A 12,437-nucleotide genomic window follows, 5' to 3' on the forward strand; every position below is an offset into this window, starting at 1 on the left:
GTTCAGAACGTGAAGCCCAGCCGCAGGTGCAGCCTGAACTTCTTCGTGTCGACGCCATAGGCCAGGTCGGCCTGCACCGGCCCCACCGGGCTGCGCCAGCGTGCGCCCACGCCGATGCCGACCTTGGTCTTGAGGTCGCCGGGCCGGTCGGCAACTGCGCCCGCATCGATGAAGACCGCGCTCTCCCACTCGGTCAGCTTGCCGCGGTAGACGAAGGGCCGCTGCCACTCGACGCTGGCCACGGTCATGTAGCGGCCGGCGATGATCTGGCCGTCGGTGCGCTCGGTGCCGATCTGGCGGTAGTCGTAGCCGCGCACCGTGGTGTCGCCCCCGGTCAGGAACATCAGGGTCGAAGGGATCTGCGCGCTCTGCTTCGCGGTCACGGCGCCTGCCTCGGCACGAAACTGGAGGCGGCTGCTGCGCGCCGCGCTCGCGCTGTCGCCCCTCGAGCCCCAGTCCAGCGGCACGATGCCGAGCCAGCGGCCGTAGATGCGCGTGAACGGCAGGTGCTCGCCGGTGAGCGTGTAGCCGGCGCCGAGCTCCAGCGCCAGTCCGTGGCCGCGCGTCGGCATGCCCGGGTCGTCGAAATAGCGGCCCGTCCAGCCCCAGTTGACGGACAGTGCCGAGGCCGAGGGCGGCGCGTTCACGCCGCGGTTCTGCGCATAGTCGTACTGCAGGAAGTAGTTGTAGTCGATGTGGTCGCTCGACTTGGCCAGGCCGCCGCGCAGCCGTCCGCTGTCGACCTTGTAGCTGCCGGAGGTCTCGCTCTTGAGTTGGCCCGCGCCGAACCGGCGCCAGCCCTTGTCGTCCGGCACGGCGTTCCATTCGGTGCCCAGCGACTTGGTTTCTTGGTCGATCAAGAGCTTGGAGACGGCACGCCAACCCAGCAGGGGCATGCGATTGTGGATGTGGTCCACCGACACCCGCGGCCCGCTGTCGGTGGTGAAGCCGACCCCCAGCACCACCTTCTGCAGCGGCGCCTCGCGCACCTGAGCGATCACGGGCGCCCACAGCGGGTTGCTGCCGTCGGTGTCGAGCGTGAGGAAGACCGAGTCGTAGTAGCCGCTGCTGGCCAGGCGCTGCTGCGCATCGAGCAGCTTCTGCTGGTCATAGTCGCTGCCGGTGGGCACGCGCGCGATGCGGCGTGCGGCGTCGGCGTCGTAGCGCTCGTTGCCGTGCACTTCCAGCGGGCCGAAGCGGTACGCCGGGCCCGACCGGTAGTCGACGCGCAGGCTGGCCGCGCCGCGATCGGCGTCGATCTCCGCCCGGCTCAACGCCACGCTGCCGTTCGGGAAGCGCTTGGCGGTGAGGCTGCGCAGCGCGGCCGACTTGGCGTTGTCCCAGCCGAGCTGGGTGAAGGTCTGGCCCGCGCGCAGCGGCCAGTCGTTGCGGATCGCCTCGCGCTGGGCCGCGGCGGCGGGATCGGTCGCAATGGCTCCGCTGAAGTCGATCTGCACCTGGCGCACCCGTGTGGGCTCGCCGGGATCGACCGTAATGCGCACCTCGCGCGGCGCCTTGGCGGCCGGCGTCTCGTTCAGCTCCAGCGTGAGCGCGGGCGCGAAATAGCCCAGGGTCGCGAGCAGCTCGCGCGCATTGCCTTCGGCGGCCACCATGAGGCGCGAGAGCTCGGTGGCGCCGAGGTCATCGATCTGGCGATAGCGCTGGATTTCCAGGTGGCGCTCGAGGTATTCGCGCACCGTGTCGGGCGCCTGCACCGTGACGCTGAAGGCCTCGCGCCTGCCGGCCGGCCTGTCGCCGCCGACGGGCCGGGCGCCCGCGTCTGCCTCGGCCGGCTCGCTCTTCGGCAGCAGGCTGCAGCCCTGCAGCAGCAGAAGGATGCCTGCACAAAAAAACGCCGGCATCCACGCCGGCGCGAGTGACCGAAACACCCTGAGCATGCGGCCATTCTGACAGCATGCCCGGCGCGGCCGCCGTAGGCGGGAGCCGCGGGCTGCCGCTCAGGCGCGGCCGGTGACCTTCCGTGCGAGCAGCCAGACCACCGGCGGCGTGATCATGCGCGCGAGGGCCTTGGCCCGGTCCACGCGATGCGTCTTCATGAAGACCGAGGCCGATTCATCGCCGTGCTGCTTGCCGGCCAGCGGGCTGCTGTAGTAGTAGGCGGCGACCGAGCGGCGCGGGCGGCCGTCCGGCGCCTGCAGCGGCTTGGTATGGCCGTGGTAGCTGACCGCACTATGCGGCAACAGGATGGTGCGCCCGAATTCGGGCTGCACGGTGGTGACGCAGCGGTCGTGCTTCTTGTCCCAGAGCTCCAGGCCGGAGCCCCAGTCCGGGTTCCATCCCTTGTTGAGATAGGTGATGAAGACCATCTCGTTCTTCAGCCCGAGATGCCGGTGGCGATTGAAGTCACGGTGCACGGCAAAGGTCGCGCCGGTGCGGCTCTCGTGCAGCCCGCCGCCGAACAGCTTGGGGTCGGCGAGCAGGTAGGGCACGCCGGTCAGCGAGGAAAGCCAGTCGATGAACCAGCCGGAATGGATGATGTCGAAGTACAGCTGCGTCGCCGGGCCCAGCGACGGAGCGAGCACCGAACGTCGCGTCGATTCGTAGCGGCTCTTGACTTCGGTCCAGGAGGTGCCGGGCTGGACATCGAACTCCTCGGCAACCAGTTCCAGCAGCGCCGGGTTGAACAGGTTCTCCAGCACCAGGTGCGGGAACGGAGAGGCGGCCATCAGCGCGTTGCGCAGGCGATCCCGCAGGGTCGCCGAGAACAGGGAACGGTCGACGAGCTCGGTCCGCGGCAGGCGTACGCCGCGGATGCTCACATAGTCGCTGGGCGGGAACAGCGCGTCGGGCGCCGCCGGGGGCAGCTTTTGCTCGAGAACCGGTGCCTCGAGCGGCAGCGAAAGAACGGCAGACATGGCGCAACACCTCCAGCAGGCGCCTCGTCAGAGAAGCGTCTGAATTGAATCCTTAGGTGTTAAATGTAACCTCAGGTCTCTGACCTGTGACAACTTTTTTCGCAGTCGTCACGATCGAACAACCGTCGGCGGAGCTGCGTGTGCCCCCCGCGCGCCGCCTACTTCGAGAGCAGTCGCATGGCTTCTTCGAGGCCCTTGAGGGTCAGCGGGAACATGCGGTGGGATACGAGTTGTTGCATGACCGCGATACTTTGCCGGTACTGCCACACACCCTGCGGCTCGGGGTTGATCCAGGCGAATTTCGGGAAGGTGTGGGTCAGCCGCTGGATCCACTCGGCGCCGGCCTCCTCGTTGTTGTATTCGACGCTGCCGCCCGGCTGCAGGATCTCGTACGGGCTCATGGTGGCGTCGCCGACGAAGATCAGCTTGTAGTCCTTGTTGTACTTGCGAATGATGTCCCAGGTGGCGAACTTCTCGGAGAAGCGCCGCCGGTTGTTCTTCCACATGAAGTCGTAGACGCAGTTGTGGAAGTAATAGAACTCCAGGTGCTTGAACTCCGTCTTGACGGCGGAGAACAGCTCCTCGACGCGCTGGATGTGCTCGTCCATCGTGCCCCCCACATCCATCAGCAGCAGCACCTTCACGTTGTTGTGGCGCTCGGGCCGCATCTTGATGTCGAGGTAGCCGGCGTTGGCCGCCGTCTTGTGGATCGTCTCGTCGAGGTCCAGCTCGTCCTCGTGGCCTTCGCGCGCGAACTTGCGCAGCCGCCGCAGGGCGATCTTGATGTTGCGCGTGCCCAGCTCCTGGCTGTCGTCGTAGTCCTTGTAGGCGCGCTGGTCCCACACCTTGACCGCGCTCTTGTTCTTGCCGGCGCCGCCGATGCGGATGCCCTGCGGGTTGTAGCCGCCGTGGCCGAAGGGCGAGGTGCCGCCCGTGCCGATCCACTTGCTGCCGCCCTCGTGGCGCTCCTTCTGCTCCTCGAAGCGCTTCTTGAGCGTCTCCATGAGCTCGTCCCAGCCCATCTTCTCGATCTTGGCCTTCTCCTCGGCCGTGAACTCGCGCTCCAGCGTCTTGCGCAGCCAGTCGAGCGGCACTTCCTTGGTGAAGTCCGTCACCAGCTCCACGCCCTTGAAGTAGGCGGCGAAGGCGCGGTCGAACTTGTCGTAGTGCTTCTCGTCCTTCACCAGCGCGGTGCGCGAGAGGTAGTAGAAGTCGTCGAGCCCGAAGGCGTCCTCCGAGTTCGGGCCGACCACGTCGGCCTGCAGCGCTTCCAGCAGGCTCAGGTATTCCTTGACGGACACCGGCAGCTTCGCCGAGCGCAAGGTGTAGAAGAAGTCGATCAGCATGGCGAATCACTCCGGGGTTCGGGACGCGGCTTGTCCAGCAGGTAGAGCAGTTGGGCCCGCACCTCGGGCCACTCGCCCGAGCGCAGGCTGTACATCACCGTGTCGCGGATGGTGCCGTCGCGGCGCAGCCCGTGGCCACGGATCACGCCGTCCTTGCGTGCACCCAGGCGCTCGATCGCGCGCTGCGAGGCGTGGTTGAAGTTGTCGGTGCGCCAGCCCACCACGTGGCAGCCCAGCGTGTCGAAGGCGTGCGCCATCATCAGCAGCTTGCAGGTGGTGTTGACGTGCGTGCGCTGGCAGCGCCGGGCGTACCAGGTGTAGCCGATCTCGACGCGCTTCACGGCGGGCAGGATGTCGTGAAAGCTGGTCGACCCGAGCACCGTGCCGCTCGCCTCGTCCGTCACCGCAAAGGCGAAGCGGTGGCCGGCCTCGCGGCCTGCGAGCGCTGCCTCGATGTAGTCGCGCGTGTCCTGTGGCTCCGGCACCGAGGTGACCCGGATCTTCCACAGCTCGCCATCGGCGGCCGCAGCGCGCAGCCCCTCTTCGTGCGCCAGCGCCAGCGGCACCAGCGCGATGCCGCGCGATCTCAGGGTGACCGGCTCGACGAATGCCATCTTTCGCTAACTCCTCGGTGAACCGTACCTTTTGGTGAACCAGGTCTTCGCCAGCTGCGCGCCGGCGCCACCGCCGAGGCCGATCAGCAGGATGCCGAAGATCGCATTGTTGCTGTAGCCGCCGGGACCGAAGGCATCGAGACCGAGCGCCAGGCCCAGCCATCGACCCAGCACCGCGCCCACGACGAACAGGACCGCCTGCGCAAGGCCGAGCAGCAGCAGGTGGCGGGTGGACGGACGGCCTTGGTTCATCGGTTGTGGCGTTGCATGAACACCAGCTTCTCGAACAAGGTCACGTCCTGCTCGTTCTTGAGCAGCGCGCCAACCAGCGGCGGCACCGCGACCTTGTCGTCCTTGCTCTGCAGCGCCTCGAGCGGGATGTCTTCGGCCACCAACAGCTTGAGCCAGTCCAGCAGCTCGGAGGTGGAAGGTTTCTTCTTCAGGCCGGGCAGGTTGCGCACGTCGTAGAAGGTCTTCATCGCCGAGGCGAGCAGCTCCTGCTTGAGGCCGGGGAAGTGCACCGCGACGATGCTCTTCATGGTGTCGGCGTCGGGGAACTTGATGTAGTGGAAGAAGCAGCGGCGCAGGAAGGCGTCGGGCAGCTCCTTCTCGTTGTTCGAGGTGATGAAGACGACCGGGCGGTGCTTCGCCTGGATCAGCTCGCGCGTCTCGTAGCAGTAGAACTCCATGCGGTCGAGCTCGCGCAGCAGGTCGTTCGGGAATTCGATGTCGGCCTTGTCGATCTCGTCGATCAGCAGCGCCACCGGCTCATCGGCCGTGAAGGCCTGCCACAGCACACCCTTGACGATGTAGTTGTGGATGTCCTTCACGCGCTCGTCGCCCAATTGCGAGTCGCGCAGCCGGCTCACCGCGTCGTACTCGTAGAGGCCCTGCTGGGCCTTGGTGGTCGACTTGATGTGCCACTGCAGCAGCGGCAGCCCGAGCGAGCCGGCCACCTCTTCCGCGAGCATCGTCTTGCCCGTGCCGGGCTCGCCCTTGACGAGCAGCGGGCGCTTGAGCGCGATGGACGCGTTGACCGCGAGCATCAGATCCTGTGTGGCGACGTAGTTGTCGGAGCCCTTGAATTTCATGGATGGCGTAGTGCAGAGAGGGGGTGGATGAAGGACCCAACATTCCATTCATCTGCGTCGCGCAACGCCCGAGTGCCTCACGCACGGGACTGCCAGGAGCCCCCGCATATAATCAAATGTTGACTTGAAAACCAGTTTTCCACGAGATTGTGCGCGCAAAATGAACAAGTTGTTGTCCACGGTATTTGCTCTCGCTGTCGCTTGCGTGACGGTCTCCGCCCAAGCCCAGAAGGTCACGGGCAATGCCGAAAACGGCTCGAAGAAGGTGGCGATGTGCATCGGCTGCCACGGCATCATCGGCTACCAGGCCAGCTTTCCTGAAGTGCACAAGGTCCCGATGATCTCGGGCCAGAGCGAGACCTACCTCGCCGCGGCCCTCGCAGCCTACAAGAGCGGCGACCGCAAGCATCCCACCATGCGCGCCATTGCCGATTCGCTGAGCGAGCAGGACATCGCCGACATCGCGGCCTACTACAGCCGGCTCGGCCTGGAGGAAGGCGATGCACCGCCGGCCGCCGTTGCCAAGCAACCCAGCGAGCGCGTGCAGGGCCTCATCTCGCGCGACAAGGACAACGCCTGCACCAAGTGCCATGGTGCCAACTTCAACACCCCGAACGACGGCACCGTTGCCAAGCTGGCCGGCCAGCATGCCGACTACCTCTACGTCGCTCTCAAGTCGTACAAGACCGAGAAGAACCTGCAGATCGGCCGCTCCAACGGCGTGATGAGCCAGCAGGCCAAGAAGTTCAGCAACGCGGAACTGAAGGAGCTGGCGAACTACATCAGCTCGCTGCCCGGCGAACTCAAGACGGTGCCGGAGTCGCGCATCCACCACGCGAAATAGGAAGCGCACCCACACAAGGACAAAGCCCGCTTTCAGCGGGCTTTGTTTTGTCCCGTCGCCCGGCTTTGTTTTTTGCGGGTCTATACGTCAAAGAACACCGTCTCGTTCGGCCCCTGCATGTGGATGTCGAGGCGGTACGTGACCTGCCCGCCCATCTCGCTGCGCTGCGCCACCAGCGTCTGCCGCCGCTCTGCCGGCACGCTGGCCAGCACCTTGTCGTCGGCGTTGGCCTTCGCCTCGTCGCTGAAGTAGATGCGCGTGAAGGCGTGCAGCAGCATGCCGCGCATCAGCACGATCACGTTGACATGCGGCGCTTCGCCGGGCGATTCGGCGCCGGGCTTGACGGTATGGAACACGAAGCGCTTCTGCGCATCGGTGCCGGTGCCCACGCGGCCGAAGGCGCGGAAGCCGATGGCCTGCGCGTCCTCCACCGACTGCGGATAGGCACCGGTGCCGTCGGGCTGGCTGATCTCGACCAGCGCGTCGTCGATCGGCTTGCCGTCGCCGTCGATCACCCGGCCCTCGATGCGGATGCGCTCGCCGCGCGCGTTGTCGAGTGCGAGCACGGCGTCGAAAGGCTGGTCGAAGTCGTAGCCGTACTGTGTGGCAGTCAAGCCGTAGGCGAAGTAGGGGCCGACCGTCTGCGAAGGGGTCTGGCCGAAGTTGGTTTCGAGTGCGCTCATCATGGTGCGTGTCTCCTGGGCTTCAGCGGTTTTCGAAAGGCGTCTCGTCGGCGCCGCGCAGCACCATGTCGAACACGTAGCCGAGCGCGTAGCCCTCTTCGGTGACGTCGAGGCTGAAATCGGCGATCAGCCGGTTGCGCACCTTCTCCGGCGTGCCGGTGATCATCGGGTCGTACTGCAGCAGCGGGTCGCCCGGGAAGTACATCTGCGTCACCAGCCGGCTGGCGAAGTGCTCGCCGAACAGCGACAGGTGAATGTGCTGCGGCCGCCAGGCGTTGGGATGGTTGCCCCACGGATAGGCACCCGGCTTGATGGTGAGGAAGCGGTAGCGGCCCTCGTTGTCCGTCAGGCAACGCCCGGCGCCGAGGAAGTTGGGGTCGAGCGGCGCATCGTGCCGGTCCACCTTGTGCACGTAGCGGCCGGAGGCATTGGCCTGCCACAGCTCCACAAGCGTGTTGCGCACGGGGCGGCGGCGCTCGTCGAGCACCTGGCCGGTGAGGATCATGCGTTCGCCCAGCGGCTCGCCGTTCTGGCGCGCATTGCGGGTGAGGTCGTTGTCGAACTCGCCGATGCTGCTGTGCCCGTAGACCGGTTGGCGCAGCTCGCTCAGCGAAGCCTTGAGCGGGATCAGCGGCTGCTGCGGCCCCCGCTTGGCGGTCGACTTGTAGCCGGAATAGACGTAGGAGGGATGGCTGGCCCAGTCGCGCGGCGTGAGCGTGGGCAAGGCGCCGGTCGGGGGAGCGGAAGAGCTCATGAACTTGTCTCCGGGTTCGTGGGAATGGCATCCACTCTATTCATGCGTGTTGCTGATGTAAATTGACGTTCTTGCGATTTTTCATAAGCATTGGTAATTGAATGGCCGCCAAGCCGGACACCTTCCTGCGCAATGTGCAGCTGCGGCACCTGCGCTGCCTGGTGGCAGTGGCCCAGGAGCGCCATCTGGCGCGCGCGGCCGAGCGGCTGGCGTTGAGCCAGCCGGCGGTGTCCAAGACCCTGGCCGAGCTAGAGGCCTTGGCCGGGGCCCGGCTCGTGGAGCGCGGCAGCGCGGGGCGGCGTGGGATCCAGGGCTTCACCGCCGCCGGCGACCAGCTGCTGGCGCACGCGCTGCGTGTGCTGGAGGCGCTCGACGCCGGCGCGCAAGCCCTGATGCCGTCTTCGGGCGAGCGCCTGCAGCGCCTGCGCATCGGCGCGCTGCCCAGCGTGGCGCCCTCGCTGCTGCCGGCGGCCTTGGCCGCGCTGCGCGAACGCCTGCCCCTGGTGCAAGTGCAGGTGCAGACCGGCGCCAACGGACCCTTGCTCGATGCGCTGCGCGCCGGCGAGCTGGACCTCGTGGCCGGCCGCATGAGCGACCCGCAGCTGATGGCCGGCCTCACCTTCGAGCTGCTCTACACCGAGCCCCTTGCCCTGGTCGCGCGCGCGGGCCATCCCTTGTCCGGGGCTGCGCCTTCGGTGCAGGACGTGCTGCGCTACCCGCTGGTGATCTACGGCGAGGGCACGATCCCGCGCCACCATACCGAGAGCTTTCTGTCGGGCCTGGGCCTGCGCCTGCCTGCGCATGGGACGCAGACGCTGGATCTCTCGGTCGCTCGCGCGCTGCTGTTGCGTTCGGATGCCGTGTGGTTCACGCCCATCGGCGCTGCCCGCGACGATCTCGCCAGCGGCCAGCTGGTGCGGCTGGCGGTGGACACCGCGGGCACCGAGGAGCCGGTAGGCCTGCTGCTGCGCACCGATGCCGAGCCTTCCGCGGCGCGCCAGGCGCTGATCGCGCTGTTGCGCGAGAGCGGAAAGGATCAGACGCGCGTGGCGCGCCGCTGAACGCAGGCCACGTAGGCCTCGCCGTCCGGCGGCCGGCCGGCGCGCTGGCTCTCCCACATCATCTGCCCCAGGCACTCCATCGCCTCGTGGTGCGCCTCCAGCAGCGAGTCCCGGCGCGCGGCCAGCAGCTCGACCGCCTGGCGGATGCCGCGCGGCTGGTCGATGGAGCACTGCTCGCTGATCGTCAGGTGCATCGAGAGATGCAGGAAGGGGTTCTCGCGCCCGTCGGCGCCGTCGTAGACACGCGCCACCGCGGCCTCGGCGTCGGCCAGCTCGGCGTGGTACTCGGGGTGCTCGTCGATCCAGCGGCTGGCGATGATTTCCAGCGCCTCCATCGGCAAGCCCTGCCGGCTCTTCGCGTAGACATCGCAGAAGAAGCGCCGCACTTCCTCTTGGGTGGGATTGAACATGGGCCGAGGTTAGCACCGGCCCTAGGAGCCGCGCCGCATCAGGCCGCTACATTGCGGGCCATGGACCGACTTGAAAACATCGAGACATTCGTCCGGGTTGCGCAGACGCAGAGCTTCGCCGAGGCGGCCCGGCAGATGCGCGTGGCCAAGTCGGTGGTCACCGCGCGGGTCAAGCAGCTCGAGGAGCACGTTGGTGCGCCGCTGTTCCACCGCAGCACGCGCGTGGTGCGGCTCAGCGATGTCGGGCAGGCCTTCCTGCGGGACTGCACCGAGCTCGTGGGCCGGGCCCACGACGTCATGGACCAGATGCGCGGCGCGCGCGCCGGCCCGACCGGTGTCCTGCGCGTCCATGCGCTCACCGGCTTCGTGCTGGGCCACCTGGCCTCGGTGCTGCGTGCCTTCCAGGCCAGCTACCCCGACATCCACCTCGAGCTGATCGTGAGCGACGCGGTGGTCGATCCGGTCAAGGCCGGCGTGGACTGCGCATTGCAGATCTTTCCGGCTGCCTCCACCGAGCTGATCGCCCGCCCGCTGTTCCCCGTGCGCCGCGTGTTCTGCGCCACGCCCGAGTACCTGCGCGCCAACGGCGTGCCGCAGACGCCGCGCGAGCTGCACAAGCACCGCCTGGGCCTCTACTCGGGCTATCCGAGCCGCGACCGGTGGACCTTCCACCACGAGGGCGAGCAGGTGACGATCTACATGACCGCGGCCCTGCTGACGAACAGCGTGCACCTGCTGCGCGAATATGCGCTGGAGCATGCCGGCATCGTGTGCCTGCCCACGCTCGTGGCCGGCGATCCGATCCTGCGCGGGCAGCTGCAGGTGGTGCTGCCGGAGCACCAGCTGTCCTCGTTCTCCCTCAATGCGGTCTACGCGGAGACATCGCGCAACGCCTTCAAGCTCAAGCTCTTCATCGAGCACATCACGGCGGCGTTCACGCGGGTTGCGCCCTGGGATGCGGCCATGGTCGAGAAGGGGCTGCTGCCTGCCGACCTGATCGCCGACGCCTAGCTTGTTCGCCCCTTCTGCGATGCAGGCCGATCCAGGGAAAACCCTGCCGATTGACCGCATCCACCGAACAATGCGGCCCGCATCCGAGGCCTACCGCATGGGTAACCGGCTTCCTACAGTTCAGCCATCGCAGCACGGCGCTGCCCGATGACCGAAGGAGACAAGCCCATGACCGCCCCCGCCTACCAGACCCGCTTCGGCTCGCTCAAGAGCTACGACAAGGGCCACGTCGAGCCCATCGATGACGACGTCAAGCACTACGCGATGTCCAACTGCTTCGACATCGCGAGCAAGAGCAAGCCCTACGAGAAGGTCGTGTTCGGCCAGAACCAGATCTACGTGCTCGAGACGCTGCGCGCAGAAGGCAGCTCGCCCTGGTACACCTGCGCGCACGACGAGTTCGCGCTCGTCATGGACGGCGAGGTCGAGGTGCACCTGGTCAAGCTCGATGCTTCTCAGGCCATCGCGGACGAGAACAAGAACGGGGCGGTGCTCGTCCAGGGCGAACCGAAGGGCCCGAAGATGGGCTGGATGAAGCTCACGCGCGGCCACCAGGGCCTGCTGCCCAAGAACACGGCCTACCAGTTCCGCAGCGTCGGCGAGCCCGGCGTGATCGTGCTGCAGACCTGCAAGGGCGATCTCTCCGTCGAGAAATGGGCGGACATCTGCCAGACCCACTGAACCGAACCCGAGGAGTCCCGCCATGAACGCACCCGCAGAGCTCGCCAACGTCATCGCGTCCCAACCGGACGCCACGCTCGGCTACAAGGCATTCACGCTCGGCAGCTTCGGCTTCCGCCGCGACGAGTACTTTGCCCATATCACCTGGAAGACCAGGGACGGCCGGCCGATGAGCCACACGATGGACATCGGCAACTACCTGCGCGCCCTGATGCGCGACGTCGCATGGGGCTTCTTCTACGGCTGGGTCAACTTCGACGACGTGGTCGGCACCGTCAACCACTACCAGTCGGTCGACCTCTACGCGGGCAGCTACAACGGCACCATGAAGGAAGCCGGCATCGACCTGCTGGAGAACTTCCCCACGGCCCAGATCCGCGCCACCTTCGAGGCCATGCTCGACGACTGGACCAACGAGAGCTTCGACCCCTTCTCCGCGCCGCAGGAGACCGGATCGCCCTACGGCCGCAAGAAGGGCAACAACACCGCCAAGATCACCCGCGCCCGCGAGCTCGCCAAGCGCTGCGTGGGCCTGAAGGACGACCTCCGGCTGCGCAGCGACGACACCGGCGCGCCGGTGAACCGCGCCTTCGCTGACGTGCCGCAAGGCCAGCCCGAGCTGCATCCCGAGCCCGGCTTCGAGAACGAAGTCCACGCCTTCAACCTGTTCGGCTTCCTGAGCCGCTCGCAGGTCACCTGGAACCCGAGCTTCACCTCGGTCGTCAAGCACAGCTTCATGTGCCCGACCACCGAGGAGCACATCCTGCCGATCATCCACGGCAACGACCGCGTCGAGTGGTTCTTCCAGATGACGGACGAGATTCACTGGGACTGCGGCGACAAGAACACCGGCCGCCCGATGGCCCGCGTGATCATGAAGGCCGGCGACATGGCCGCCATGCCCGCCTACTGCCGCCATCAGGGCTTCAGCCCCAAGCGCTCGATGCTGCTGGTGTGGGAGAACGGCTCGCCGAGCCTGGTCTATGAGATCCAGAAGGGCGAGAGCCCGGAGATCCCCGTCAGCTTCTGACAGGCGATAACGCGCCGCACTTGCGGCGCGTCCTTC

General features: G+C 66.9%; 14 protein-coding genes. 5 read left to right on the forward strand and 9 right to left on the reverse strand.

Features of this window, described 5'->3' with window-relative positions:
• Positions 1-2 precede the first annotated feature (2 nt).
• From ACMGEZ_RS00775 to ACMGEZ_RS00800, 6 genes are all read right to left on the reverse strand, one after another.
• On the reverse strand, positions 3-1,898 hold the full coding sequence (locus ACMGEZ_RS00775) for an autotransporter assembly complex protein TamA (RefSeq protein WP_436820335.1): 1,896 nt from the start codon (positions 1,896-1,898) through the stop codon (positions 3-5).
• A gap of 60 nt (positions 1,899-1,958) precedes the next feature.
• A complete protein-coding gene (locus ACMGEZ_RS00780) occupies positions 1,959-2,876 on the reverse strand; it encodes a 2OG-Fe(II) oxygenase (protein ID WP_436820336.1) in 918 nt (305 codons plus the stop codon).
• A gap of 158 nt (positions 2,877-3,034) precedes the next feature.
• A complete protein-coding gene (locus tag ACMGEZ_RS00785) occupies positions 3,035-4,222 on the reverse strand; it encodes a vWA domain-containing protein (protein ID WP_436820337.1) in 1,188 nt (395 codons plus the stop codon).
• The gene (locus ACMGEZ_RS00790) at positions 4,216-4,836 is read right to left on the reverse strand and encodes a GNAT family N-acetyltransferase (RefSeq protein WP_436820338.1); all 621 of its coding nucleotides are present in this window, start codon (positions 4,834-4,836) and stop codon (positions 4,216-4,218) included. Before ACMGEZ_RS00790 ends, ACMGEZ_RS00785 begins: the two co-directional genes overlap by 7 nt.
• Positions 4,837-4,842: 6 nt before the next feature.
• Positions 4,843-5,088, reverse strand: coding sequence for a hypothetical protein (locus tag ACMGEZ_RS00795; RefSeq protein ID WP_436820339.1), 246 nt, complete (start codon positions 5,086-5,088; stop codon positions 4,843-4,845).
• A complete protein-coding gene (locus tag ACMGEZ_RS00800) occupies positions 5,085-5,927 on the reverse strand; it encodes an AAA family ATPase (RefSeq protein WP_436820340.1) in 843 nt (280 codons plus the stop codon). The genes ACMGEZ_RS00795 and ACMGEZ_RS00800 overlap by 4 nt, the downstream gene beginning before the upstream one ends.
• 160 nt (positions 5,928-6,087) lie before the next feature.
• Here ACMGEZ_RS00800 and ACMGEZ_RS00805 point away from each other — a divergent pair, with 160 nt between their 5' ends.
• Positions 6,088-6,771, forward strand: a complete 684-nt coding sequence (locus ACMGEZ_RS00805; protein ID WP_436820341.1) for a c-type cytochrome — start codon at positions 6,088-6,090, stop codon at positions 6,769-6,771.
• An 80-nt stretch (positions 6,772-6,851) separates the two neighbouring features.
• On the opposite strand, the gene pcaG is transcribed toward ACMGEZ_RS00805, so the two are convergent.
• Both pcaG and pcaH read right to left on the reverse strand, forming a co-directional pair.
• On the reverse strand, positions 6,852-7,457 hold the full coding sequence (gene pcaG, locus ACMGEZ_RS00810; RefSeq protein ID WP_436820342.1) for a protocatechuate 3,4-dioxygenase subunit alpha: 606 nt from the start codon (positions 7,455-7,457) through the stop codon (positions 6,852-6,854).
• A gap of 19 nt (positions 7,458-7,476) precedes the next feature.
• On the reverse strand, positions 7,477-8,208 hold the full coding sequence (gene pcaH / locus ACMGEZ_RS00815; RefSeq protein WP_436820343.1) for a protocatechuate 3,4-dioxygenase subunit beta: 732 nt from the start codon (positions 8,206-8,208) through the stop codon (positions 7,477-7,479).
• A gap of 101 nt (positions 8,209-8,309) precedes the next feature.
• Here pcaH and ACMGEZ_RS00820 point away from each other — a divergent pair, with 101 nt between their 5' ends.
• Positions 8,310-9,269 (forward strand): LysR substrate-binding domain-containing protein, encoded by a 960-nt coding sequence (locus tag ACMGEZ_RS00820; protein WP_436820344.1) that lies wholly within the window; start codon positions 8,310-8,312, stop codon positions 9,267-9,269.
• Here ACMGEZ_RS00820 and ACMGEZ_RS00825 read toward each other — a convergent pair.
• Entirely contained in the window at positions 9,245-9,679 is a 435-nt protein-coding gene (locus ACMGEZ_RS00825) for a DUF1841 family protein (protein ID WP_436820345.1), read from the reverse strand. The two genes, ACMGEZ_RS00820 and ACMGEZ_RS00825, sit on opposite strands and share 25 nt — an antisense overlap.
• 60 nt (positions 9,680-9,739) lie before the next feature.
• Here ACMGEZ_RS00825 and ACMGEZ_RS00830 point away from each other — a divergent pair, with 60 nt between their 5' ends.
• From ACMGEZ_RS00830 to ACMGEZ_RS00840, 3 genes are all read left to right on the forward strand, one after another.
• A complete protein-coding gene (locus ACMGEZ_RS00830; protein WP_436820346.1) occupies positions 9,740-10,690 on the forward strand; it encodes a LysR family transcriptional regulator in 951 nt (316 codons plus the stop codon).
• A gap of 168 nt (positions 10,691-10,858) precedes the next feature.
• The gene (locus ACMGEZ_RS00835; RefSeq protein WP_436820347.1) at positions 10,859-11,371 is read left to right on the forward strand and encodes a cupin domain-containing protein; all 513 of its coding nucleotides are present in this window, start codon (positions 10,859-10,861) and stop codon (positions 11,369-11,371) included.
• A gap of 22 nt (positions 11,372-11,393) precedes the next feature.
• Positions 11,394-12,401 carry a hydroxyquinol 1,2-dioxygenase gene (locus ACMGEZ_RS00840; protein WP_436820348.1) on the forward strand — a complete coding sequence of 336 codons (1,008 nt, stop codon included), beginning with the start codon at positions 11,394-11,396 and terminating at the stop codon, positions 12,399-12,401.
• The last annotated feature ends 36 nt before the right edge of the window (positions 12,402-12,437 follow it).

The sequence above is a fragment of the Variovorax stachyos genome, from assembly GCF_051400855.1.
Classification (GTDB): Bacteria; Pseudomonadota; Gammaproteobacteria; order Burkholderiales; family Burkholderiaceae_C; genus Variovorax.

Excerpts from the sequence above, each read along its gene's own strand:
- ACMGEZ_RS00790 (WP_436820338.1), bottom strand. The coding sequence starts at position 4,836 with ATGGCATTCGTCGAGCCGGTCACCCTGAGATCGCGCGGCATCGCGCTG.
- ACMGEZ_RS00785 (WP_436820337.1), bottom strand. The coding sequence starts at position 4,222 with ATGCTGATCGACTTCTTCTACACCTTGCGCTCGGCGAAGCTGCCGGTG.
- ACMGEZ_RS00780 (WP_436820336.1), bottom strand. The coding sequence starts at position 2,876 with ATGTCTGCCGTTCTTTCGCTGCCGCTCGAGGCACCGGTTCTCGAGCAA.
- pcaH (WP_436820343.1), bottom strand. The coding sequence starts at position 8,208 with ATGAGCTCTTCCGCTCCCCCGACCGGCGCCTTGCCCACGCTCACGCCG.
- ACMGEZ_RS00840 (WP_436820348.1), top strand. The coding sequence starts at position 11,394 with ATGAACGCACCCGCAGAGCTCGCCAACGTCATCGCGTCCCAACCGGAC.
- ACMGEZ_RS00830 (WP_436820346.1), top strand. The coding sequence starts at position 9,740 with ATGGACCGACTTGAAAACATCGAGACATTCGTCCGGGTTGCGCAGACG.
- ACMGEZ_RS00795 (WP_436820339.1), bottom strand. The coding sequence starts at position 5,088 with ATGAACCAAGGCCGTCCGTCCACCCGCCACCTGCTGCTGCTCGGCCTT.
- ACMGEZ_RS00800 (WP_436820340.1), bottom strand. The coding sequence starts at position 5,927 with ATGAAATTCAAGGGCTCCGACAACTACGTCGCCACACAGGATCTGATG.
- ACMGEZ_RS00835 (WP_436820347.1), top strand. The coding sequence starts at position 10,859 with ATGACCGCCCCCGCCTACCAGACCCGCTTCGGCTCGCTCAAGAGCTAC.
- ACMGEZ_RS00820 (WP_436820344.1), top strand. The coding sequence starts at position 8,310 with ATGGCCGCCAAGCCGGACACCTTCCTGCGCAATGTGCAGCTGCGGCAC.
- ACMGEZ_RS00825 (WP_436820345.1), bottom strand. The coding sequence starts at position 9,679 with ATGTTCAATCCCACCCAAGAGGAAGTGCGGCGCTTCTTCTGCGATGTC.
- ACMGEZ_RS00805 (WP_436820341.1), top strand. The coding sequence starts at position 6,088 with ATGAACAAGTTGTTGTCCACGGTATTTGCTCTCGCTGTCGCTTGCGTG.
- pcaG (WP_436820342.1), bottom strand. The coding sequence starts at position 7,457 with ATGATGAGCGCACTCGAAACCAACTTCGGCCAGACCCCTTCGCAGACG.
- ACMGEZ_RS00775 (WP_436820335.1), bottom strand. The coding sequence starts at position 1,898 with ATGCTCAGGGTGTTTCGGTCACTCGCGCCGGCGTGGATGCCGGCGTTT.